We start from the raw sequence: 23,187 nt of genomic DNA, 5'->3' as shown, positions 1-23,187 counted from the left end.
CCACCGCGACGGCCCGCCCGCGCGCCGCCCCCGCCGCGCGCAGGGCCGCGGCCAGGCGGTCCACGCGGGCGTCGAGCTCCCGGTAGGTGAGCGCTCCGCCGTCCCAGACCAGCGCGGCCGCGTCCGGGGTGCGCCGGACCTGGGCGCGGAACAGCTCGGGGAGCGTGGTCCGCGGGACGGGCACCGCGGTGTCGTTGCGGATGCCGAGCAGGGTCCGGCGCTCCTCCGCGTCCAGGACGTCGATCATGTTGAGCGGCGTGTCCGGCGCCTCGGCGAGCACGGCCAGCAGCCGCCGCAGGCGCTCCATCAGCGCGGCCGCCGCCGCGGTCCCGACGAGGTCGGGCCGGTGGCTGAGGTGCAGGCGCAGCCGCGGTCCCGGCATCCCGATGAGGGTCAGCGGGTAGTGCGTCGTCCCCACCGACTCGTTCCCGGCGTCGGTGACCGCGACCTCGACGTCCCCGACCGTGTAGCGGAGCGGGCCCTCGTCGGCGGCGATGTTCTGGAAGATGGTCGAGGTGTCGAACAGCTCGTGGCCCGCCAGGCGCTGGACGCGGGGCAGCGCGAGGTGCTGGTGGGCGGCCAGCGCGGACTGCCGGTCCTGCAACCGCGCGAGCATGCGGGCGGCGGGCTCGGCCGGGTCGAGGGCGACGCGGACCGGGACGGTGTTCATCAGCAGCCCGGCCATGTCCTCGACACCGGGCAGCTCGGGCGGGCGGCCGGCGACGGTCGCGCCGAAGACCACGTCGTCGCGGCCGGTCAGCACGCCGAGCAGCAGCGCCCAGGCGCCCTGCACGACCGTGTTCAGCGTCAGCCCCCGCGCCCGCGCCATCGCCGTCAGCGCCTCGGTCTCCGGCGCCGACAGCTCGATCGGGACGCGCCGCGGGAGCACCGGAAGGCCGCGCCCGTCCGCGCCCGGGACGGCGAAGGTCGGCTCGTCCACCCCGGCGAGCTCCGCCCGCCACGCCCGCTCGGAGGCGTCCACGTCGCGGTCGGCGAGCCAGGCCAGGTAGTCGCGCAGCGGCACCGGTTCCGGGAGCCCGGCGCCGTCGCCGCCCCGCCCGTACAGCTCGAACAGGTCCCGCAGCACCTGCGGCAGCGACCAGCCGTCCAGGAGGATGTGGTGGTGGGTGAACGCGAGGACGTGCCGGTCGGCGCCGAGCCGGATCAGCAGGAAGCGCGCGAGCGGCGGACGGTCCATCGCGAACCGCCGCGCCCGCTCCCGCGACAGCAGCTCGTCGAGGCGCCGCAGTCCCGTCTCCGGGTCGAGCCCGCCGAGGTCGGCCTGCTCCCACGGCACGTCCACGCCTCGGACGATGGCCTGGACCGTCTGCCCCGAGCGCCGCTGCACGAACGCCGCCCGCAACGTCTCGTGCCGGTCGAGCAGCGCCCCGCAGGAGGCGCGCAGGAGGTCGACGTCCAGGGCGCCGGAGATCTCGCACGCGACCTGGACGTTGTAGACGTCCACGCTTTCCGCGTCGTACAGCGCGTGGAAGAGCAGTCCCTCCTGCAACGGTGACAGCGGGAGGTACTCCTCCACTTCGGCCGTCTGCGACGACGCGAGGAAGTCGAGCTCGCCGTCGTCGAGTTCCAGCAGCGGACGCCGCCGCCCGGCGTCCTTGTCGCCGTCCTCAGTGTCTCCGTCCTCCGCGTCCACGAGCCGTGCCGCTCGTGCGAGCGCGGCGGCGGTGCGGAGGGTGAACACCTCGCGCGGCGTCAGCACCAGCCCGGCGGCACGCGCCCGCGCGGCCAGCCGGACCGAGATGATCGAGTCGCCGCCCAGCTCGAAGAAGTCGTCGCCGGCCCCGACCCGATCCAGGCCCAGCACCGCGGCGAAGATCCCGCAGAGCACCGCCTCACGGGGCGTCCGGGGTTCGCGGTACTCCGCCGTCCCGGCCGCCTCCGGCGCGGGCAGGGCGCGCCGGTCCACCTTGCCGTTCGCGTTGACCGGCATGGTGTCCAGGGACACGAAGGCCGCCGGGACCATGTAGTCCGGAAGGGCGGACGCCGCGTGCGCGCGGAGGTCGGCCGGGTCGAGTTCCCCGTCGCGCGCCGGGACCACATAGGCGACGAGCCGCTTGGCGCCGGGACGGTCCTCCCGGGCCAGGACGACCGCCTGACGGACGTCGGGATGCCCGCTCAGCGCCGCCTCGATCTCGCCCGGCTCCACCCGGAACCCGCGTACCTTCACCTGGTCGTCGGCCCGGCCCGCGAACACCAGGCGGCCGCCGTCATCCCAGCGCACCAGGTCGCCCGTCCGGTACATCCGCGCGCCCGGGTCGCCGAATGGGTCCGCGACGAACCGCTCCGCCGACAGACCCGGCCGATTGAGGTACCCGCGGGCCAGACCGGCGCCCCCGATGTACAGCTCCCCCACCACACCGGGCGGGACGAGCCGCAACGCGCCGTCCAGCACGTACGCTCTCGTGCCGTCCAGCGGGCGGCCGATCGGCAGCGTGTCCCGGACCTCCGCGGCCGAGCGGATCGGGCAGAAGGTCGCGTACACCGTGGTCTCGGTGGGGCCGTAGACGTCGACCACGACCAGGCCGGGACACGCCTCCAGCACCCGCCGGACGCCCGCGGACGAGACGACGTCGCCGCCCGTCCACACCTGCCGGACGCCCGCGAGGACGCGCGGCTCCTCGCTCGCCACGGCGCGGAACAGGCCCGACGTCATGAACACGGCGGTGACGCCGTGGTCGGCGACGGCGCGGCCCAGGGCGGCGACGTCCAGGTCCGGGACCGGGCACACCACCACCCGGCCGCCCGTCAGCAGCGGCACCCACAGCTCGTAGACGGTGCCGTCGAACGCCTGCGCCGAGTGGAACAGCACGCGGGCGTGGTCGGCGCCACGCCACTCCCGGTCGGCGGCGAACTCCAGCACGTCGCGGTGCGTGGTCATCACGCCCTTGGGCCCTCCGGTCGAGCCGGAGGTGTACATCACGTAGGCGACCTGGTCGGGATGGCCCTGCGCTGGGAGCGCAGGTCCGCCGCCGTCCGCCGCAGGTTCGTGTTCGTGTTCGTCGACGACGATGACCGCCGCGTCGTGGTCGAACCCGGTGCCGCGCGACGCCTCGTCGGTCAGCAGCACCGCGGCGCCGGTGTCGCGCATGACGTCCCGCAGCCGGGACGCGGGGAAGCGGCGCTCCAGCGGCACGTAGGCCCCGCCGGCCTTGAGCACGGCCAGCAGGGAGACCACCAGGTCGGCGGTGCGCTCCTGGAGGACGGCGACGGCGTCCTCGGCGCCGATCCCGAGCCGGACGAGCCGCCGTGCCAGCGCGTCCGACCGCCGGTCCAGTTCCGCGTACGTCAGCTCCTGGTCGCGGAACACCACGGCCACGGCGTCCGGTGTGCGGGCGGCCTGGCGGCCGAACTCCTCTTGGACGGACGAGGCGAGGCGGCCCGCCGGACGGACGGCGCCGTTCCACGGCCCCAGCATCGCGGCGCGCTCCGAGGCGGTGACCGTGTCGATGCGGCCGAGGGGGACGTCCTGGTCCTGCGCGGAGGCGACGAGCAGGCGGCGCAGCCGCGCGGCGATCGACTCGGCGGTCCGGCGGTCCAGGAGGTCGGGGCGGTGGTTGAGGTCCAGGCGCAGCCGCCCGCCGGGGAAGACCGCCAGGCTGAGCGGGTAGTGCGCGGCGACGGTGGTGTCGGCCGCCTCGCTCGGCGTGACCACCAGGCCGGACACGTCCTCGCGCTGGGGCCCGGCGCCGCCCGGCACGTTCTCGAACGCGACCAGGGTGTCGAACAGCTCGTGGCCGGCGAGCCGCTGGACGCGCGGCAGCGCCAGGTGCTGGTGCGCCGCGAGGGCCGACTGCCGGTCCTGGAGCCGGGCCAGCACGCGGCCGAGCGGCTCGGCGGGGTCGAGCGGCACCCGGACCGGGACGGTGTTCATCAGCAGTCCCGCCATGCGCTCCACGCCGGGCAGCTCGGGCGGGCGCCCGGCGACGGTCGCGCCGAAGACCACGTCGTCGCGGCCGGTCAGCACGCCGAGCAGCAGCGCCCAGGCGCCCTGCACGACCGTGTTCAGCGTCAGCCCCCGCGCCCGCGCCATCGCCGTGACCGCCTCGGTCTCCGGCGCCGACAGCTCGATCGGGACGCGCCGCGGGAGCACGGGCACGTCGCGGCCGGGCCCGTCCGGCACGACGAAGGTCGGCTCGTCCACCCCGGCGAGCTCCGCGCGCCAGGCCCGCTCGGAGTCCTCCGGGTCGCGGTCCGCGAGCCAGGCCAGGTAGTCGCGCAGCGGCGCGGCGGCCGGGAGGCGCGCCGCGTCGGCGCCGAGCCCGTAGAGCTCGAACAGCTCCTCCAGGATCCGCGGCAGCGACCAGCCGTCCAGCAGGACGTGGTGGTGGGTGAACGCCAGCACGTGCCGCTCGTCCGCCAGCCGGACCAGCGTGAACCGCGCCAGCGGCGGGCGGTCCATCGCGAACCGCCGCGCCCGGTCCCGCGCCAGCAGTTCCCCGAGGCGCCGGTCCCGCTCGGGGCCGTCCAGCGCGCCGATGTCCACGTGCTCCCACGGGGCGTCCACCCGGCGGGCGATGGCCTGGACGGTCTCGCCCGACGCCCGCTGCACGAACGCCGCCCGCAGAGTGTCGTGCCGGTCGAGCAGCGCCTGGCAGGAGGCGCGCAGCAGGTCCATGTCCAGAGCGCCGGAGATCTCGCACGCGACCTGGACGTTGTAGACGTCGACACCCTCCGCGTCGTAGAGCGCGTGGAACAGCAGCCCTTCTTGCAGCGGTGCCAAGGGAAGGTACTCCTGCACCTCGACGCCCGGGACGGCCCACCGCGCGGCCTCCTGCTCGTCCATCTCCACCAGGGCCCGGGGCATGGGAGCCCCGCGCTCCTCCTCCACCGGCCGGGCGGCCTCGGCGAGGGACGCGACCGTCCGGCGCGTGAAGACGTCGCGCGGGGTGATCACCAGTCCCGCCGCGCGGGCCCGCGCGGCGAGCTGGATGGAGATGATCGAGTCGCCGCCCAGCTCGAAGAAGCCGTCGTCGGCCCCGACCCGCTCCAGGCCCAGCACCTCGGCGAACACCCCGCACAGCGCCGCCTCCCGCGGCGTGCTCGGCGGGCGGTACTCCGCCGTTCCGGTGATCTCCGGGGCGGGAAGGGCGCGCCGGTCCACCTTCCCGTTGGCGTTCACCGGCACGGCGTCCAGGGACACGAACGCCGCGGGGACCATGTAGTCGGGCACCACCGACCCGAGGTGGCGGCGCAGTTCCGCGGGGTCGATCGCCCGCCCGTCCGCCGGGACGGCGTAGGCGACGAGCCGCTTGACCCCGGGGCGGTCCTCCCTGACCACGACCACCGCCCGGTCCACCTCGGGACGCGCGGCCAGCGCCGCTTCGACCTCGCCCGGCTCGACCCGGAACCCGCGGATCTTCACCTGGTCGTCCGCGCGGCCGGCGAACGCGAGCCGGCCGTCGCGGTCCCAGCGCACCAGGTCGCCGGTCCGGTACATCCGCGCGCCCGGCGCGCCGAACGGGTCCGCCACGAACCGCTCGGACGTCAGACCCGGGCGGTTGAGGTAGCCCCGGGCCAGGCCAGCGCCCGCGATGTACAGCTCCCCCACCACACCGGGCGGGACGAGCCGCAGCGTCCCGTCCAGCACGTAGACCCGGTTGTTGGCGGCGGGACGGCCGATGCTCGGATCCGGGACGTCCTTGACCGCGCAGTACAGCGGGTCGATCGTGCACTCGGTCGGCCCGTAGGCGTTGTAGACGGCGTCGAACGGCGCCTCCCGCAGTTCCCGCCACAGCGGCCGGGGCACCTCGTCCCCGCCCACGGCGAGCACGCTCACCCGGTGGCCGGTCCCGTCCGCCAGGCCCGCGGCGAGGAGCTGGGCGCCGAGGCTCGGCGTCGTCTCCAGCACGTCGATCCCGTCCTTCGCGACGTGGTCGACGAGCGCCCTGGCGTCCTTGCGGGCGTCGTCCCCGACGAGGTGCAGCTCGTGCCCGGCGATCATCCAGAACAGCGGGCTCCAGATGCCGTCGAAGCCGAACGAGAACGTGAACGAGACCCGGACCCGCCGCCCGTGCGCCGCCTCCTCCGCCGGCCGGTAGATGTTGCGGTGGTGGCTGAAGTACATGTTGGACAGGCTGCGGTGCTCCACCGCGACGGCCTTCGGCCTGCCGGTGGAGCCGGAGGTGCAGATCGCGTACGCCAGGTGGTGCGGCAGCAGTGCCTCGGCCCGCCGGAACGGCCCACCCGGCGCGGACGCCTCGGAACCGTCATCGTCCTCGACGTAGACGCGGGCCGCGCCCGGGGCCTCGGGTGCGCGCGCGGCCAGGCCGCGGGTGGTCAGCACCGCCACCGGGCCGGCGTCCGCGATGATCTCCGCGTTGCGGTCCGCCGGGTGCTCCGCGTCCAGCGGGAGGTAGGCGGCGCCGGTCTTCAGGACGGCGAGGACGGCGACGACCGCGTCGGCGGTGCGCGGGAGCAGCACCGCGACGAACCGGTCGGGTCCGGCGCCGCGGCGGGCCAGGCGGCGCGCCAGCCGCCCGGCGTGCGCGTCGAGGTCCCGGTAGGTCAGCCGCTCGCCGTCGCCGACCAGAGCGACGCGGTCCGGGGTGCGCCGGGCCTGCGCCTCGAACACGCCCGCCAGGTCCGTGTCCGGGAAGGCGGCGCCGGTGTCGTTCCAGGGGCCGAGCATCGTCGCCCGCTCGGCGGGCGTGGCCACCGCGATCCGGCCGACCTCGGTGCCGGCGGACGCGGCCGCCGTCTCCAGCAGGTGCAGGAGCCGCGCGGCGCACGCCTCGGCGGTCTCCCGGTCGATCGCGTCGGGCCGGTAGCCGAGCTCCAGCCGCAGGCCCCGCTCGGGGAAGACCGCCAGGCTGAGCGCGTAGTGGGTGCCCTCCGGGTCCGCGCCGTCGCCGACGAGCTCGATGCCGAGCTCCGGGACGGCGGCGCTGACCGCGTCCCCGTCCAGCGGGGTGTTCTCGAACGCGACCGCGGTGTCGAACAGCTCCCCGATCCCGGCGGCGCGCTGGACGTCGGGCAGGCCCAGGTGGTGGTGCGGGGCGAGGTCGAGCTGCTCGCGCTGCACCCGCGCGAGGAGGTCCCCCAGCGTCTCGGCCGGATCGAGGCGGACGCGCACCGGCACGGTGTTGATGAGCAGGCCCACCATCTCCTCGACCCGGGGCAGCTCCGCGGGGCGCCCGGACACCGTCGCGCCGAACACCACGTCGTCCCGGCCGGTGAGCGAGCCGATCAGCAGCGCCCACGCCGCCTCGACGACCGTGCTCATGGTCAGCCCGCGGCGGCGGGCCAGCGCCGCGAGCGCCGCCGCGGACTCCTCCGGCAGGTGGGCGGTGACCCGCCGCGGCGCCACCGGCGTCCACGCGAGCCGGGTGCCGGGCGCGACGAGCGTGGGCTCCCCGACACCGGCGAGCGCCGCGCGCCAGGCGGCCTCGGCGGCGTCCCGGTCGCGGTCCGACAGCCAGCCGAGGAACGCATCGAGCGGCGCGGCGGGAGGCAGCGCGCCCGCGTCCCCGCCGGCGGCGTAGATCGCGAACAGGTCGCGGAAGACGAGCGGCGTGGACCAGCCGTCCAGCAGGACGTGGTGGAACGTGCAGGCCATGACGTGCCGGCCGGCGGCCTTCCGCACCAGCGTGAGGCGCAGCAGCGGCGGGCGGGCCATGTCGAAGCGCCGCGCCCGGTCGGCCGCCAGCAGCTCCGCGGCACGGCCATCGCGCTCGTCCGGGGGCAGCGCGGTGAGGTCCACGTCCGTCCACGGCGGGTCGGCCGTGCGGGCGATCGCCTGGACGGCCCGCCCGGACCGGCGCCGCACGAACCCGGCCCGCAGCGCCGCGTGCCGGGCGATCAGCGCCCGCCACGACGCGCGGAGCCTGCCGGCGTCGAGGGGGCCGGTCAGCTCGAAGGCGGCCTGCGCGTTGTAGACGTCCACGCCGTCCTCGCCGACCAGGGCGTGGAAGAGCAGCCCGTCCTGGAGGGGGGTGAGCGGCAGCACGGCTTCCAGCGGCGACTGCTTGTTCACGCTGGGTCTCCCATCAGCGGTTCGGGCCAGGGCTCTCGGTTCGCGTGGATTCACGCCGGGCCGGCGGCCGCCTCGGCCCGCGGGGCGAACTCCGGGCGCAGCCGGGCGAGGACCTCGCCGAGGCGGGCGTGGTCTTCGGCGGTGCCGACGCCGACCCGGATCCAGTCGTCCAGCCCGAAGAAGTCGCAGGGCTTGACCCGGACCCCGAGGCGCTCCAGCGCCGCGACGAGCGCCGCTGCCCTCCCCCGCTCCACCCGGGCGATCACGAAGTTGGTCTCGGTGTCGCGGACGTCCAGGAACAGCCCGCTCGCGCGCAGCAGGGCGGCGAGCCGCGGGCGCTCCCGCAGCACGTGCGCGGTGAGCGCGTCGACGAAGTCCGGCTCGGCCAGCACCCCGGCCGCCGCGCTGAGGCTGACCGCGTCGATCGGCATGAACCGGCGCAGCGGCTCCAGCCGGGCGATGAGACCGGCCTCGCCGACCAGGCAGCCGACCCGGATCCCGGCGAGCCCCCACGCCTTGGCGAAACTGCGGTACACGAGGACGTCCGGGCCGAGTTCCTCGCCGAGGATGCTCGGGGCCGAGCAGAACTCCTGGTACGTCTCGTCCTGGAAATAGATCCCGGCCGAGGCGCGGTACTCGTCGATCCAGTCCCGCTCGATCAGATTTCCCGTGGGATTTCCCGGCTGGGCGATGAACACCGCGTCCGTGGCGCGGATGTCGTCGCGTCCCGCCGGCTGCCAGTCCGGGCCGAGCCGGATCGGAAGGAAGGGCTTCCCCCACGCCACGACACGGGCGTGGAAGTCGAAACCGGGCTCGACCGCCCAGCCGCGCTCCACCAGCGTCATCGCGATGTCGAGCGCCTCGTCCACGCCGGAGGTCAGCAGGACCTGGGACGGCGCCACGCCGTGCCGCGCGGCGGCCAGCTCGGTGACCTCGTCCAGCAGGTGGCGCGGGTACTCGTGCAGGCGGCGCGCGGCCGCGGCCACCCGGCGCACCGCGGCCGGCGGCGGCCCGAGCGGGCTCTCGTTCCAGTCGAGCCAGAGCACGTCCGTCCTCGTCGCGTCCACCGCACCCATGTCGCCCACCTCGCCCTCCCGCCATTTCGGCTCCTCCAGCAGACTGGCCCGCCGCGCCTTCCCGAATCCAGGCAACGGAGCGGCAACAAAGCCCCGTGAACTGCCTCGGCGGGCACCGGCAATTGCCGCGCCGCTGCCTTGGGCGGCCGGAACGCGGCTGGCAGCATTCAGGGCATCCATTGGTCCGAATACGCGGGAATTCCCGCACTGGAGGACGCAGCGCCATGAAGAGGCCACCACCGGATTACGAACGCCGCGCCATCGAGCACATCCAGCCGATCCGGCACTTCTTCCTCGCGAGCGTGCTGCACCACGCGCTCCGGCTCGGCGTGTTCGGCGCCCTGGAGGACGCGCCGGGGACGGGCACGGCGGCGCTCGCGGACCGCCTCGGCCTCGACGAGCGCCGGCTCGGCGCCGTCCTCCTCTACCTCCAGAACGAGGACTACGTCCTCGACGACGGCGGCTGGTCGCTCACCGGCAAGGGCCGCGACCTCCCCACGTTCGCGGCCTGGTACCAGATGCTCGTCGGCGGCTACGGCGTCACGTTCCAGCAGCTCGGCGACGTGCTGCGGCGCGGCGCCGGCTACGCCGGGCGGGACGCGACGCAGGTCGGGGCCGGAAGCACCGGCATCGGCGTCACCGACACGCTCCCGCTCGCACTGGAGCTCCTCGACTCCGCGGGGACCGAGCCGAGCACGCTCGTCGACCTCGGCTGCGGCGACGGCGCGTTCCTCATCGAGATCCTCAAGCGCCGCCCCGGGCTGCGCGGCATCGGCGTCGAGCCGAACCCGGGCAGCGTGGAGCGCGCCCTGGAGCTGCGCGCCCGGCACGGCCTGGAGGACCGCCTGGAGTTCGTGACGGCCACCGCCGCCGACGTCGCCAAGCTCGACCTGCCGGACGGCGGGCGCGGCGCCGCGTTCCTCACGGCGTTCGTCCTCCAGGAGATGCTGGAGCAGGGCGGCGAGGACGCCGTCCGGGACCTGCTCGCCGCGACGTTCGACGCCTTCCCGGATACGCGCTGGGTCGTCGTGGAGATGGACTACCAGCCGGACTCGCCGCTGGTCAGCACGCACGGCATGGCGAAGGCCTTCCACAACCCGTACTTCCTCATCCACACGATCACCGAGCAGCGGCTGGAGACGAGCGCCTGGTGGCGCGCCCTGTTCGCGCGGGCCGGGCTGACCGCCGCGGCCGCCACGACCGACCCCCGCGTCGACTCGACCGGCTTCGAGATCGGCTTCCTCCTCTCCCGGCCCTGACCGGCCGCACGGCGTTCCGCCGGACGGCACCTGGCACTCGAAACAGCATTGGACGGCGAGCATGCGCACCATCGTCATCTCGGGCGCGTCGCGGGGGATCGGGCGGGCGACCGCGGAGCGGTTCCGCCGCGCGGGCGACCACGTCTACAACCTCGACGTCCGGCCCCCGGACGGGCCGTCCGAGGGCATCCCCTGGCTGGAGGCCGACGTCGCCGACTGGACGGCGGTCGAGGCGGCCCTCGCGGCGGTCCACCGCGAGCGGGGCCGCCTCGACGTCGCGGTCGCGAACGCCGGCATCAGCGTCCCGCACGGCGTCCTGGAGCTCACCGAGGCCGACGCCCGCCGCGTGGTGGACGTCGACCTGCTGGGCGTGCTCGGCATGTGGCGGTGCGCCGCCCGGTACATGGCGGCCGCCGGCGGCGGCGTGCTGCTCGCCACCGGCTCCATCAACGGCCACCGCGGCTTCCCCCGCTACGCCGACTACAACGCGGCGAAGGCCGGGATCGCCGCGCTGTGCCGCACGTTCGCGCTGGAGCTCAGCCCGGCGGTCCGCGCGGCCTGCGTGAGCCCCGGCGCCGTGCTGACGCCGATGCAGCTCGCGGAGTACTCGCCGGAGATGCTGGACGCGGTGAGCGCGCGCATCCCGGCGGGCCGCCACGCCGCCCCCGAGGAGATCGCCGAGGCCTTCTTCTACCTGGCCTCCCCCGAGGCGCGCTACGTGACCGGCCAGGAACTCGTCATCGACGGCGGCGAGATCGCCGGCGGCACCACCTCCGACCACGGCACCGGCGGCCTCACCCCGGTGACCCGACAGAAGCGATGACCATGGCGCGCACACTCGAGTACACGCTGGACCCCCAGGACGTGGCCGCTCTCCGGGCGGCGCTCGCGGACCTGCGGCGGGACGGGCTGTCGCCCGTCGAGCCCCCGTTCTACGAGCGGCGCTGGGACTGCCAGGACCTGCTCCCGGCCGGCCTCCGCCGCAGGCTGGACGACTTCCGGCGCAACGAGCCGTCGGCGGCCTGCCTGATCCGCGGGTTCCCGGTCGACGACGGCGCGGTCGGCCCCACGCCCGGCCACTGGGAGCGCCCGGAGGGGCACCGCTCGACGATCGACTCCGACCTCTACATGGCGATGTGCGGCATGGCGCTGGGCGAGCCGTTCGCCTGGGCGACCCTCCAGTTCGGCCGCCTCGTCCAGGACGTCTTCCCGGTCAAGGGGGACGAGCGGCGGATGAGCGGGCACGGCAGCGAGGCGTACCTGCTGTTCCACACCGACGACGCGTTCCGCGCGGACTCCTGCGACTACCTGCTGCTGTTCGGCGTCCGCAACGCCGACCGCACCCCCACCTACATCTCCTCCGCACGCGACCTGTCGCTCTCCGAGCGCGACCGCCGGCTGCTGTCGGAGCCGAGGTTCCACATCGTCCCCGACGACGAGCACATCCGGCAGCTGGAGCTGCGGGCGCCCGGCGATCCCGCGCTGGCGCGCGCGCTGGAGGCCCGCGACGAGCCGCGGCCGGTCCCCGTGCTCTTCGGCTCGGCCGACCACCCCTACATCCGGTACGACGAGCCGTTCATGGACTGCGCCGGGGACGACCCGGCCGCCCGGCGGGCCCTGGACGCGCTGCGGGCCGAGCTGGAGCGGGTGCGGCAGCCCGTCGTCGTGGACCAGGGCACCCTGCTCGTCCTCGACAACCACGCCGCCGCGCACGCGCGCGAGTCGTTCACCGCCCGCTACGACGGCACGGACCGCTGGCTGCGCAAGCTGATCGTCAGCCGCGGCCGGCGCCGCTGGACGGGCGACGCCACCGAGCCCGGCGGCCGGATCATCCTCTGACGGACCCACCCCTGGACCGGTGCGGTGCCGACCACATGTGGTCGGCACCGCACCGGTCTCCCTCACGCGGGGCATTCCGGCCGCTTTCCGCGAAATGGCGCCGTTATCGCCGCACCACCTCGCCGTTCCCTGGAAAATCCGCCCATCGCGCAATGGCGCGATAGCGGTGCGCGCCCATCCGGAGACGGAACGACATCCCAATCCGGGCCCCCTTTTCCGACGAATAGTCGGTACCGATCGCGAGGGGGCAACGCCAGTGGTACTCGATGACAGGCTCAGTGAATACCTGGTCGCTCAGCGTAGGGCGGCGGGATGGTCGCAGGAGGAGCTCGCGGAGCGGTCGACGGTCAGCGTGCGCACCATCCGCAACCTCGAACGGGGCGTGATTCGGAACCCCCGGCGCGCCTCCGTCGACCTGCTGCGCGCCGCGTTCGCCGCGGAGGGGCTGGGCGGCTGGGCCGCCGAGCGGCCGGAGCGCTGGCTCGGGCCCCGCGGCGACGGCGAGCCGCTCGTGGGCCGCGCGGCCGACCTCGACCGGATCCACGACCTGATGCGGAGCGAGCGGTGCGTCGTGCTCACCGGCCCCGGCGGCGTGGGCAAGACACGGCTGGCGCTGGCCGCCGCGCACCGGCTGCTCCCGGCGTTCGGCGACGGCGTGACCGTCCTCGAAGCGGGCCATCTGCCACCCGAACGGAACCCCGAGAACGGGGACCTGGACCGGCTGTGGGACGCCGTGCACGCCGCCCTCCGGCCGCACGCCGAACCCGCCGGGACGCCCTGCGAGCCCCGCGCCGCCGGCTCCCCGGCGCCGGGACCGGCCGCGCCCCCTTCCCGGTGCCCGGGCGACGGCCCGCGCAGGCTCCTCGTCATCGACAACGCCGACCACGTGACGGAGACCCTCACCCGGCTCTCCCGGCCGCTGCTGGCCGACCGCCCGGAGCTCAGCCTGATCGTCTCCTCGCGCCGCCCGATCTCGTCGCCGATCGCGAGCTCGTGGGAGGTCGGACCGCTCGCCGTCACCGGCGGCGAGCGGCCCGACGCCGTCGAGCTGTTCCTGCGGCGGGCCCGGGCGGCCTGCCCCACCCTCGACCTGACCGCGCAGCTCGGCCCCATCCGCGCGCTGTGCGCGAAGCTCGACGGCATCCCGTTCGCGATCGAGCTGGCCGCGCTGCGGCTGCGGTCCATCTCGCTGGACCGGCTGCTCCGCGAGCAGGCCGTCGCGCAGATCATCGACCAGCCGCGGCCGACCGGCCTGCCGCACCAGCACACCCTCGCCGACAGCGTCCGGTGGAGCTACGACCTGCTGAACGACGACGCGCGCGGCCTGCTGCACCGGCTCGCCGGGCTCGGCGGCGCCTTCACCATCGAGGACGCCGAGCGCGCGTGCCGCCGGGACGGCGCCCCCGTCCCCGACCTCGTCGGCCCGCTGGCCGACCTGGTCGAGTCCTCGCTCGTGCAGGTGCGGCGCGGCCCCCGGTACTCCTACCGGCTGCTCGGCTACGTCCGCGAGATCGTCAACGCCCTCGGCGCGGACCGTCCCGCACCGGCCGGCGCGGACGGCTCCCCCGGCATGACGGCTTCCCCGGCATGACGGCTTCCCCGGCATGACGGCGCCCATGGCCTGAACGGACGGCGCGAGAGGCTCAGCCCAGGTAGTGCTCGAAGCCGCGGGCCAGGGCCTCGGCCATGCGCTGGCGGAACGGGGCGCTGGACATCTGCGCCGCGTCGCCGGTGTTGCGCATGTTGCCGCACTCGATGAAGACGGCCGGGACCCGGGACAAGTTGAGCCCGCCGAGGTCGTCGCGCCGGTCCAGGCCGTCGAGTCCGACGTAGGTGGCGGGCGGGACGCCGGTGCCGTCGCGGTAGGCGTCCCGGATCGCCGTGCCCAGCCGCGCGGACGGGGCGACGATCCCGGCGTTGCCGCCCACCGGAAGCGGCTCGATCACGTGGAAGCCGTGCCCGGACGGTGCGGCGCCGTCCCCGTGGATCGACAGGGCGGCGTCGGCGCGCAGCCGGTTGGCGATCGCGGCGCGCTCGTCGACGCACGGCCCGACACCGGTGTCGTCGCGCCGCGTCAGCGTGACGCTCGCGCCCCGGTCCCGGAGCAGCCGCGCGAGCCGTCCGGCCACGTCCCAGGTGAAGGCGTGCTCGGCGTAGCCTTCGGCGGTGGCGGTGCCCGTCGTGTTGCACGCCTTGGAGCCGTTGCCGACGAAGACCTGCCTGCCGATCTCCTCGGGGTGGCCCGCGTTCCCGCCGTTGTGCCCCGGATCGAGCACGATGACCTTGCCCTTCAGCACGGACGTCCCTCCCGCCGTCGCGCCGCGGCTCCCGCTCCCGGACGGCGCGGCCGTCCCCGGCGTCCCGGACGGCGCGCCGCCGGAACCGCCACCAGAACCGCCGCCGCACGCGAACAGCGCGCCGAGGCACAGCGCCAGGCCGGCGGCCGCCGAGCCGCCGCGGGCGATCCGCACGTCCGCCTCCGTCCCCCCGTTGCCGCCGTTCCCGTCCCGGCCGCTCCCCGCCGGAACGGCCGTCCTACCGTCAGTCTGCGCCCGGCCGGACCGCGCGAAACCAAGATCGTCACCAGGATACGATCATCGTGATGACGGGAATCGACGCCTCGCTCGCGCGCTCGCGCCGCGGCCTGCGGCGCCTCCATCCGCGGGAGGCCTGGCTCGCGGTGTCCCGCGGCGCGCTGCTCGTGGACACCAGGCCCGAGTTCCAGCGCCGGGACGGCGGCGACATCCCCGGCGCGATCGTCGTCGAGCGCAACCATCTGGAGTGGCGCCTCGACCCGCTGTGCGACGCCCGCATCCCCGAGGCCGTCTCGGCCGACCTCCACTGGATCGTCATCTGCGCCGAGGGCTACTCCTCGTCGCTGGCCGCCGAGAGCCTCCAGCGGCTCGGGCTGCGCCGCGCCACCGACGTCATCGGCGGCTTCCAGGCGTGGGAGAAGGCGGGCCTGCCGATCGAGCGGCTCCCGTCCCCGCGCCGCCCCCGCGGCCCCGGCGAACCCGCCGGGGGCGGCGCCTGAGACGCCCCGCCGCGGGCCGTCAGGGTTTGCGGGCTACGGCGGCGCTGGTGGCCGGGGACGGTCTCGCCTCGCCGTCCGGGCGCCACGCGGTGACCTCCACGAGGCCCGGCGGCACGACCTCCAGCCCGTCCAGGAAGCGCCCGATCTCCTCGCGGGTCCGCGGCCGGAAGCCCGCGGTCGCGTTGTCGTAGGCGGCCTGCGCGTCGCGCTGCGTCCGCGCGTGCGCGTCGTCGGTCACCCCGTGCGTGATCACCAGGTGGGATCCGGACGGCAGCGCGTCCACGAGCGCCGCGACCGCGGCGTGCGGCCGCTCGTCCGCGGTGATGAAGTCCAGCAGGGCGACGATCAGCAGCGCGACCGGCTCCCCCGGCTCCAGCAGCCGCCGCACCGCCGCGGCCTTCAGGATGCCGTCGGGCTCGCGCAGGTCTCCCTCGACGACCTGCACGCCGTCGCCGCCGGCGAGCAGGGCGCGGGCGTGCGCGAGGACCACCGGGTCGTTGTCGACGTAGACGGTCTGCGAGCCGGGCGCGTTCCGCCGCGCGACCTCGTGCACGTTGTCGCGCGTCGGCAGGCCGGCGCCGATGTCGAGGAACCGGCGGACGCCCGCCTCGCGCGCCAGGTACTCGACCGCGCGGATCAGGAACTTGCGGTTCTGCACGATCGCCTCGCGGGCGGGCGGGTACACCTCCAGCAGCCGCGCGGCGACCTCGCGGTCGGCTTGGAAGTTGTCCTTGCCTCCCAGTAACAGGGCGTTTGGTCCCGGATTCTTGAGTCAGGTGCCGCGCCATGTGGGTGTTGCTTGGCTGGTGAGTCGTCGGCTCATGAGGTCGATGGCGGCGAGGTGGATCATGGCTTCGGAGCGGGCGGGCAGGGCTTCGTAGTCGCGCACCAGGCGGCGGTGGAGCATGAGCCAGCCGAAGGTGCGTTCGATGACCCAGCGGCGGGGTTGGACGACGAACCCTCTGGTGGCGGGGTCGCGGCGGACGGTTTCGGCGTCGATGCCCAGGCGGGCGGCGTGGTCGATGAATTGGGCGCGGTAGGCGGTGTCGGTCCAGGCCTTGGTGATGGTCGGATAGGTGGCGGCGGCACTGGTCAGCAGCTGTGCTCCGGCGGTTGCGTCTTGCACGCTGGCGGCGGTGACCAGCACCGCCAGCAGCAGCCCGAGGGTGTCGGTGATGATGTTGCGTTTGCGGCCGACGATTTTCTTGCCGGCGTCGAAGCCGCGGGTGCGGGCGGGCACGGTGGTGGCGCTTTTGACGCTTTGGGAGTCGATGATGGCGGCGCTGGGCTCGGCGTCGCGGCCGTCCTGCTGGCGGACCAGACGGCGCAGCAGGCCGGTGAGCTCGGTGAAGACGCCGTCTTTTTGCCAGGCGGCGAAGTAGGAGTAGACGCTGGCCCAGGGCGGGTAGTCGTGCGGCAGGTAGCGCCAGGGGATGCCGGTGCGGTCGACGTAGAGGATCGCGTTCATCAGGGCGCGTAGGTCGTGTTCGGGTGGGCGGCCGATGTCCAGGGCGTGCTGGCGGCGTGCGGCGCGCCAGGCGGTCAACGTTGGTTCGATCAGTGCCCAGCGTTCGTCGGACAGGTCGCTGGGGTAGCGGCGTGGTTGGCTCATGTCCTTGGCTTACGCCGGCCACACCGAAATGCCCAGCGGTATGCATCCACCCAGCCGGGAAACCCCGCATCGTCCCTCATCTTGGGACCAGACAGGATGAAGTAGGCATGACCGGGCAGAACGCAGTGTGCTCACGCCACCGGACGCACTGCCGCCTCATCTGACATCGCATGCCACACGAAGATCACCCGACAAGACACCACGTAACAGGCGCAACTCGGACCAAACGCCCTGTAAGTAGTCGTAGACGCGGGCCGGGTTCGCGGTGTCGGCCTCCATGCCGAAAGCCAAGCAGCGCGGGCGGTTCCGGGCAACTAGAATGGGCGGAAAGGGCACACCGTCCGGCGGCCGGAGCCGGTCTCAGCGGCGGTCCCCCGCCCCGGCCCGCCCGCGGGGCTCCGGGAGCAGGACGGGCAGGGAGCGGATGCTGTTGCTCAGCGGGGTGCCGAGCGGTTCCGGGTCGCCCCGCGAGGTGTCCGGCGCCAGGTCGGGGAACGCCTCGAACAGGGCTTCCAGGGCCACCTCCGCCTCCAGGCGGGCGAGGGCCGCGCCCAGGCAGAAGTGCTCGCCGTGCCCGAACGACAGGTGCGCGGCGGGCGGGTCGCACACCTGGAACCGGGTGGCCCGCTCGCCGTAGTGCCCGGGATCGCGCCCGGCCGCGGCGTAGCAGGCGACGACGGCGTCGCCGGCGCGCAGCCGGACGCCGTCGATCTCGGCGTCGCGGGTCACGTAGCGCATCGGGAAGTAGGCGACCGGCGAGTCCCAGCGCAGCGTCTCCTCGACCGCCGCGCTCCACGGCACCGTCCCGTCGCGCAGCGGCGCGAGCTCGCCCGGATGCGCGAGCAGGGCCCGGACCGCGTTGGTGATCAGGTTGATGGTGGTCTCGTGCCCGGCGACGAACAGCGTCATGACCATGTCGTGCAGCTCGGCCTCGCTCAGCCGGCCGCCCTCGTCGTCGCGGACGGCGATGAGCGCGCTCGTGAGGTCGTCCGCGGGCTCCCGCCGGCGCAGCTCGATCACCTCGGCGAACAGCTCGCGGAGCGTCCGCATGCGGGACGCGGCGTAGTCGGCGTCGTCGGTGATCCGGATGAGCGCGTCGGTGAGCTTGTTCAGCTCGGCGTGCCACGCGCGCGGCATGCCGACCAGCTCGCAGATCACGTTCCTGGGCAGCGGGTAGGCGTAGCGGAGCCGCAGGTCGACCGGGCCCGGCGCGTCGCCGGCCAGCCCGTCCAGCAGCTCGGCGGCCACCTCCCCGACGCGCGGGCGCAGCTCCTCGATGTGCCGCGGGGTGAACGCCCGGCTCACCATCCGGCGCAGCCGGCGGTGCTCCCCGCCCTCCTTGGTGATCATGGACTCGGCGGTGATGATGTTGTTGAGCGGCCAGTCGGCGGGCACCGCTCCCCCGGCCCAGTCGGCCCAGTACCGCAGCTCCTTGGACAGGGCGGGATGGGCGAGGACGGTCTCCAGCGTGTCGTGGCGGGTGGCCGCCCAGGCGCGCACATGGCCGGGCAGCTCCACCGGCACCAGCGGGCCCGCCGCGCGGAGGCGCTCGTTCTGGCCGTGCACGTCGCGCATGCACGGGTCGATGACCACCCGGCCGTGCCACGGGTCGGTCGCGCGGGCGCCGTCGTCCGCGCGGGCGCCGTCGTCCGTGCCAACGCCTTCGTCCGCGCGAACGCCCTCGTCCGCGCGAACGCCTTCGTCCGTGCGTTCGTCCGTGCGTTGGTCCATGCGTTCGTTCGTGCGGGTGCGTTCGTCCATGCGGGTGCCTCCGTCCGTTCGGTGTCGTCGGTTCAGATCGTTCGATCAGGCGCCCGTCAGCCCGCGCACCGCTCCGGTCCCGCGGCTAGCCTGCCGGGGTCGATGCCGAACCCGGCCGCGAGGTCGTCGCCGAGGTACAGGGCCCGGACGAGCTCGCCCGCCGCCGGGGCGTGGCACAGCCCGCGGCCGGAGAACCCGGTGGCGTAGAGGAACGCCGGCGGTCCGGGGACGTGGCCGACGAACGCCGACCGGTCCGGGCTGGCGTCCCGGGGGCCGGTCACGGCACTGCGCAGGCCGTCCAGGTCGACGCCCGGGTAGGTGCGCCCCAGCTGGGCCCTGGTCCGCGCGAGCCACGCGTCCCGGTCGGGCCCGGGGAAGCCCATGCCGATCAGGAGCCCGTCGCCGCGCTTGCGGACGAGCAGGCCGCTCGCGGCGTGCAGGGTGACCGGGATGTCCGGGACGTCCGGCAGCGGCGCCGCGAGCAGCTCCTGGACGGCCGGTCCGGTCAGCGGCAGGTCCACGCCCGCCTCGGCGGCGATCCAGGACGACCAGGCGCCGGCCGCGCACACGATCGCCCGCGCAGTGACGGTCCCCTGGGCGGTGTGCACCCGTCCCGCGGCGGCGTCCACCGCCGTGACGGCGCGGTCCGTGCACAGCGCGGCGCCCGCCCGGGCGGCGGCCCCGGCCAGGGCCCGCACGATCGCCGGGGTGTCGCTGACGTACGCCTGCGGCGACCAGGCCGCCGCCAGGAGGCCGGGTTCGTCGACGAGCGGGTTGCGCCGCCTGGCCTCGGCGGCGCCGATCAGCTCGACCCGCACCCCGGCGTCCCGCTGCGCGGGCAGCTCGGCCTCGACCGCGGCGGCCTGCTCGGGGTCGGTGAGCAGGACGAGGTAGCCGACCTGGCGCATGGGCGGCGCGGCGGGGAGGCGCCGGTAGGCCGCGAGGCTCCGCACCGCCAGCCGCGACGCCGCGGGGTCGCCGGAGAAGTAGGCGCGCAGTACCCCGGCCGTGGCCCGCGAGGCGCCCGAGCCGAGCTCGCCGCGCTCCAGCAGCACCGTCCGCGCCCCGGCCGCGGCGAGCTGCCCGGCGGCCGACAGCCCGATCACCCCGCCGCCGATGACGACCGCGTCCGCGCGGTCCGGGACGGTCATGCCGGCGTGACCGCTTGGCGCAGGTGGTCGCCGAGATGCCAGGGGAACAGCTGGAGGTTCCAGCCGCCGAGGCAGTTGGCGTACAGGGCCATGTGCGACATCAGCGCGACGAAGTCCTCCCGCCGGTCGATGCGGTCGGTCGCGTCGAGCGCGCGCTCGCTGAAGCCGTGCAGGGTGCGCAGCCCGCAGTAGCCGAGGAACTCGGCGGGGACGGCGCCGAGGATGCGGGCCATCCGGCGGAGCGCGTCGAGCGGCACGTCCTCCAGCGCGGCCCGCACGAGCCCGCTGTAGCAGCAGTAGCCGAGCGGGCGCGTCTCGCCGTTGACGAACAGCATCGTCGTGAGGACGGTGTCGAAGCTCCCCGCCCCCGAGGCGATCCGGCCCTCGTGCACGTCCACGAGCTCCTGGGGCGGATCGAGCCAGACCCGCTCGGTCTCGGCGTGCAGCTCGCCGATCAGGGCGTCCACCGCCGGGTCCTCGGCGGCCAGCCGCGGCAACCGGTGCCCGCCGCCCTCGCCGGCCCGCCGGACCTCGGCGATCAGCGGCCGGGTCGAGGAGTACACCGCGTCCCACACCGACCGCCCGGCCTCGTCGAGCGCGTCGAGGTCCTCCTCCCGGACGCGGCCGATCGGCGTCGCGGGCATCGGCTCGCTCAGCCGCCCGTACTTGATGCCGAGGTGCTGGAGGCGCGAGCAGAACACCGTGCCGTCGGGCGCGCCCCTCCGGTCGACCTTGCAGGTGGCGGGCATGTACAGCAGCTCGGACACCGGCGCGACGTGGAACAGGTGGTGGCCGGCCACCAGCGCGTGGCCCTGGAGGCTGCGGTACGGCAGCCCGTCCCAGAGCGCCTGGGCCAGCTCGGCGTTCCGCCCGTCCAGGTCCACGGTCACCGTGATGCCGAGATCCGACCAGTCGATCTCGATCTGCCGTTGCTTCTTCGCTACGTCCACCTAACGAAGTGTAACAATACTGTGACTTGCAGTAACAGGGGGTGGGGTCAGCGGGGGCGGACCTCGACCCGGTCGACGTGGACGCGCTCGGGCAGGCCGAGGATGCTCACGACCATCCGCGCGTGGTCGGAGGACTCCAGCAGCCCGCTGCCGAGGTAGCCGCGGTCGACCCACTCCGGCACGTACCGCTCCATGGCCTCCTGCGGGATGTCCGCCGCGAACTCGGTGATGGTGGCGCCCGGGCAGAAGTTGGTGAACGCGACCGCGGGATGTTCGGCCCGGTAGGAGCGCACGACCGAGTCCAGGGCGCGCTTCGAGGCGATGTAGGCGGCGATGCCGCGCCACGGGCTCGGCTCGTACAGGGCCGACTCCGAGCCCATGTAGACGGCGTGGCCGCCCGCCTGCTCCAGGTGGGGGACGGCGGCGCTGGTGACGTGGGCGGCGCCGAAGACGTTCGTCTCGAACACCGCGCGCCAGCTGTCGGAGTCGATCTCGCTCACCGCCTTGAACAGGCCCATGCCGACCGTGTAGACCAGCGTGTCCAGGCCGCCGAGCCTCTCGACCACCGTGGCGACGGCCTCGCGGCACCGCCCCTCGTCGCGGACGTCGCAGGCGACGGTGACGGCCCCCTCGCCGCACTCCTTCGCGGCGACCGAGAGCTTCTCGGCGGACCGCGCGGCCAGCGCCACCCGCGCGCCCTGCTCGGCGCAGGCGGCGGCGACCGCGGCCCCGATCCCTCTGGACGCGCCGACCACCAGCACGCGCCTGCCGTCGAGCATTCCCATGTCGTCCCTCCCGGACGTCGGACGTTGCGGGCGGGTTCAGGCGAGGTGGACCGGCACCGAGCTGAACCCGCGGACCGTGCTCGTGTGCACCGGGACGAGCTCCGACTCGTCGATCTCCCAGACGGGGAACCGCCGCAGCGTCCCGGCCAGGGCGAGCCTGCCCTCCATGCGGGCCAGCGCGGCGCCGAGGCAGAAGTGGGCGCCGAAGCCGAACGTGATGTGCCGCCCGATCGAGCGCCGCACGTCGAACCGGTCGGGGTCGGCGAACTCGCGGGGGTCGCGGTTGGCGCTGCCGTTGAGCAGCAGCACCTTCGACTCCGCGGGGATCGTGACGCCCTGGACCTCCACCGGGCGGGTCGTCCAGCGGCCGTTGACCGGCGACGGCGCCTCGAAGCGGAGCAGCTCCTCGATCGCGCCGGGCACCAGCGACGGGTCGGCGGCGAGCAGCGCGCGCTGGTCGGGGTTGCGGGCCAGGACGACCGCCGTCCAGCTCAGCAGCCGCGCGACCGTCTCGACCCCGGCGCCGGCCAGCAGCAGGACGAAGAAGACGACCTCGTCCTCGGTCAGCGTCCGGACGCCGCCGGCGTCCTGGACCTCCGCCCGGGTCAGCGCGGTGATCAGGTCCTCGCGCGGCCGCCGGCGCCGTTCGGCGATCATCTCCAGCGTGTAGAGGAACATCGCCCGCCCGGCCTCCGCGGCCTCCTCGCCCGGCTCGGTCTGCCCCTCCTCGCGGTGCAGCAGCTGGTCGTTCCAGGTGCGGAAGAGGTCGCGGTCCGCCGCGGGCACGCCCAGCAGCTCGCCGATCACCACGGGCGGCAGGAGGGCGCCGAAGTCGCGGACGAAGTCGAATCCGGACGTCCCGCGGAAGGGGTCGAGGTACTCGTCGACGAGCGCGGTGATCGACTCCTCCAGCCGCCGGACGCGCCCCGGGGTGAACGCCTTGCTCACGAGGGCGCGCAGCCGGTCGTGCTCCGGCGGGTCCATGAAGATCATCATGGGCTGCTCGACCGGCCGGTCGAGCCGTTCGAGCTCCACGCCGTGGGACGAGCTGAACGTCGCCGTGTCGTGGTAGGCGTCCCACACGTCCTGGAAACGGCTCAGCGCGAAGAACTCGTACCGCTCGTTCCAGTAGACCGGCGCCTCCTCGCGCATCCGCCGCCAGACCGGATGCGGATCCCTGTCGATCTCGTAGTCGTAGGGGTCGTAGTAGATCGACCCTGTTTCCACCGACTCGATGCTCATCCGCTTTTCCCTAGGTCGACCAGCAGCGCGTCCACGACCGGGTAACCGAGCGCATGCCGCGCGCCCGCAGCGGCCACCGCACCGTTTCCGAGGAACGATCCCTTCAGGAGAGTGGCACAACAATGGCCGCCGTTCAAGGGGTCAGCGCCTTTTAGGAACCGTTCCAAAAGCTCGGCCCCACCACACGGCGAGCGGTCGGTAAGCACGCAATCGCCGAACGGTAATGATCCTCTCGTGCCTTCTCGGGCAGCCGCTTCAGGCCGCGTAGCCCGGCATCATCCGTGGCGGGGCGGTTCGGGGGGCTCGATGCGCTGGATCGCGTACCGCGCGTGTGCGGCGGCGTCGCCTTGCCCGGACGCGTACGCGCGCAGGACGGGCAGCGCCTCCGTGGTGTCGCCGGTGACACGCCACAGCGCCTCGGCCGCCGCCACCCGTGCCGTCCCCGCCGCTCCGGCCGCGTCGCGCAGGGCGCGCAGCGCGGGGAC

General features: G+C 74.7%; 16 protein-coding genes. 5 read left to right on the top strand and 11 right to left on the bottom strand.

Annotation, left to right across the window (positions count from 1 at the left end):
- Positions 1-7,993, bottom strand: a 7,993-nt coding sequence (locus tag E1300_RS33030; protein ID WP_131761032.1) for a non-ribosomal peptide synthetase, incomplete at its 3' end; no start/stop codon positions are given.
- Between the two features lie 50 nt (positions 7,994-8,043).
- Positions 8,044-9,069, bottom strand: a complete 1,026-nt coding sequence (locus E1300_RS33025) for a pyridoxal phosphate-dependent aminotransferase (RefSeq protein WP_165503104.1) — start codon at positions 9,067-9,069, stop codon at positions 8,044-8,046.
- A gap of 224 nt (positions 9,070-9,293) precedes the next feature.
- On the opposite strand from E1300_RS33025, the gene E1300_RS33020 reads away from it, so the two are divergent.
- The 4 genes from E1300_RS33020 to E1300_RS33005 all read left to right on the top strand — a co-directional run bounded on the left by E1300_RS33020 (position 9,294) and on the right by E1300_RS33005 (position 13,758).
- The gene (locus E1300_RS33020; RefSeq protein ID WP_131761030.1) at positions 9,294-10,328 is read left to right on the top strand and encodes an SAM-dependent methyltransferase; all 1,035 of its coding nucleotides are present in this window, start codon (positions 9,294-9,296) and stop codon (positions 10,326-10,328) included.
- Between the two features lie 61 nt (positions 10,329-10,389).
- Positions 10,390-11,151, top strand: a complete 762-nt coding sequence (locus E1300_RS33015; protein WP_131761029.1) for an SDR family NAD(P)-dependent oxidoreductase — start codon at positions 10,390-10,392, stop codon at positions 11,149-11,151.
- A 2-nt stretch (positions 11,152-11,153) separates the two neighbouring features.
- Positions 11,154-12,167, top strand: a complete 1,014-nt coding sequence (locus E1300_RS33010; RefSeq protein WP_207400084.1) for a TauD/TfdA family dioxygenase — start codon at positions 11,154-11,156, stop codon at positions 12,165-12,167.
- A gap of 256 nt (positions 12,168-12,423) precedes the next feature.
- On the top strand, positions 12,424-13,758 hold the full coding sequence (locus tag E1300_RS33005) for a helix-turn-helix domain-containing protein (protein ID WP_165503103.1): 1,335 nt from the start codon (positions 12,424-12,426) through the stop codon (positions 13,756-13,758).
- Positions 13,759-13,810: 52 nt separating this feature from the next.
- On the opposite strand, the gene E1300_RS33000 is transcribed toward E1300_RS33005, so the two are convergent.
- Positions 13,811-14,638 (bottom strand): N-acetylmuramoyl-L-alanine amidase, encoded by an 828-nt coding sequence (locus E1300_RS33000; RefSeq protein WP_306440689.1) that lies wholly within the window; start codon positions 14,636-14,638, stop codon positions 13,811-13,813.
- Positions 14,639-14,769: 131 nt separating this feature from the next.
- Here E1300_RS33000 and E1300_RS32995 point away from each other — a divergent pair, with 131 nt between their 5' ends.
- The gene (locus E1300_RS32995) at positions 14,770-15,201 is read left to right on the top strand and encodes a rhodanese-like domain-containing protein (protein ID WP_131761026.1); all 432 of its coding nucleotides are present in this window, start codon (positions 14,770-14,772) and stop codon (positions 15,199-15,201) included.
- Between the two features lie 19 nt (positions 15,202-15,220).
- Here E1300_RS32995 and E1300_RS32990 read toward each other — a convergent pair whose 3' ends face one another.
- From E1300_RS32990 to E1300_RS50480, 8 genes are all read right to left on the bottom strand, one after another.
- Positions 15,221-15,943 (bottom strand): SAM-dependent methyltransferase, encoded by a 723-nt coding sequence (locus E1300_RS32990; RefSeq protein ID WP_278045404.1) that lies wholly within the window; start codon positions 15,941-15,943, stop codon positions 15,221-15,223.
- A gap of 30 nt (positions 15,944-15,973) precedes the next feature.
- Positions 15,974-16,813: an IS5 family transposase gene (locus E1300_RS32985; protein ID WP_131761024.1), complete on the bottom strand. Its 840-nt coding sequence runs from the start codon at positions 16,811-16,813 to the stop codon at positions 15,974-15,976.
- A gap of 360 nt (positions 16,814-17,173) precedes the next feature.
- The gene (locus E1300_RS32980; protein ID WP_207400083.1) at positions 17,174-18,544 is read right to left on the bottom strand and encodes a cytochrome P450 family protein; all 1,371 of its coding nucleotides are present in this window, start codon (positions 18,542-18,544) and stop codon (positions 17,174-17,176) included.
- An 86-nt stretch (positions 18,545-18,630) separates the two neighbouring features.
- On the bottom strand, positions 18,631-19,725 hold the full coding sequence (locus tag E1300_RS32975; RefSeq protein WP_131761023.1) for an NAD(P)/FAD-dependent oxidoreductase: 1,095 nt from the start codon (positions 19,723-19,725) through the stop codon (positions 18,631-18,633).
- Complete coding sequence (locus E1300_RS32970; RefSeq protein ID WP_131761022.1) at positions 19,722-20,675, bottom strand: cucumopine synthase-related protein; 954 nt, start codon at positions 20,673-20,675, stop codon at positions 19,722-19,724. The genes E1300_RS32975 and E1300_RS32970 overlap by 4 nt, the downstream gene beginning before the upstream one ends.
- Before the next feature lie 47 nt (positions 20,676-20,722).
- Positions 20,723-21,460 (bottom strand): SDR family oxidoreductase, encoded by a 738-nt coding sequence (locus tag E1300_RS32965; RefSeq protein ID WP_131761021.1) that lies wholly within the window; start codon positions 21,458-21,460, stop codon positions 20,723-20,725.
- Between the two features lie 36 nt (positions 21,461-21,496).
- Entirely contained in the window at positions 21,497-22,702 is a 1,206-nt protein-coding gene (locus E1300_RS32960) for a cytochrome P450 (protein ID WP_131761020.1), read from the bottom strand.
- A gap of 275 nt (positions 22,703-22,977) precedes the next feature.
- Positions 22,978-23,187, bottom strand: a 210-nt coding sequence (locus E1300_RS50480) for a hypothetical protein (RefSeq protein ID WP_165503102.1), incomplete at its 5' end; no start/stop codon positions are given.

This window comes from Actinomadura fibrosa, from assembly GCF_900659615.1.
Classification (GTDB): domain Bacteria; phylum Actinomycetota; class Actinomycetes; order Streptosporangiales; family Streptosporangiaceae; genus Spirillospora; species Spirillospora fibrosa.
Note: the sequence above shows the minus strand (reverse complement) of the source record. Positions and strands in the feature narration are given on the sequence as shown.

Bases quoted from the DNA above. Each gene is read 5' to 3' on its own strand.
- E1300_RS32995 (WP_131761026.1), top strand. From the start codon at position 14,770: ATGACGGGAATCGACGCCTCGCTCGCGCGCTCGCGCCGCGGCCTGCGG.
- E1300_RS33010 (WP_207400084.1), top strand. From the start codon at position 11,154: ATGGCGCGCACACTCGAGTACACGCTGGACCCCCAGGACGTGGCCGCT.
- E1300_RS33020 (WP_131761030.1), top strand. From the start codon at position 9,294: ATGAAGAGGCCACCACCGGATTACGAACGCCGCGCCATCGAGCACATC.
- E1300_RS32980 (WP_207400083.1), bottom strand. From the start codon at position 18,544: ATGGACCAACGCACGGACGAACGCACGGACGAAGGCGTTCGCGCGGAC.
- E1300_RS32975 (WP_131761023.1), bottom strand. From the start codon at position 19,725: ATGACCGTCCCGGACCGCGCGGACGCGGTCGTCATCGGCGGCGGGGTG.
- E1300_RS33025 (WP_165503104.1), bottom strand. From the start codon at position 9,069: ATGGGTGCGGTGGACGCGACGAGGACGGACGTGCTCTGGCTCGACTGG.
- E1300_RS32965 (WP_131761021.1), bottom strand. From the start codon at position 21,460: ATGGGAATGCTCGACGGCAGGCGCGTGCTGGTGGTCGGCGCGTCCAGA.
- E1300_RS33015 (WP_131761029.1), top strand. From the start codon at position 10,390: ATGCGCACCATCGTCATCTCGGGCGCGTCGCGGGGGATCGGGCGGGCG.
- E1300_RS32985 (WP_131761024.1), bottom strand. From the start codon at position 16,813: ATGAGCCAACCACGCCGCTACCCCAGCGACCTGTCCGACGAACGCTGG.
- E1300_RS32960 (WP_131761020.1), bottom strand. From the start codon at position 22,702: ATGAGCATCGAGTCGGTGGAAACAGGGTCGATCTACTACGACCCCTAC.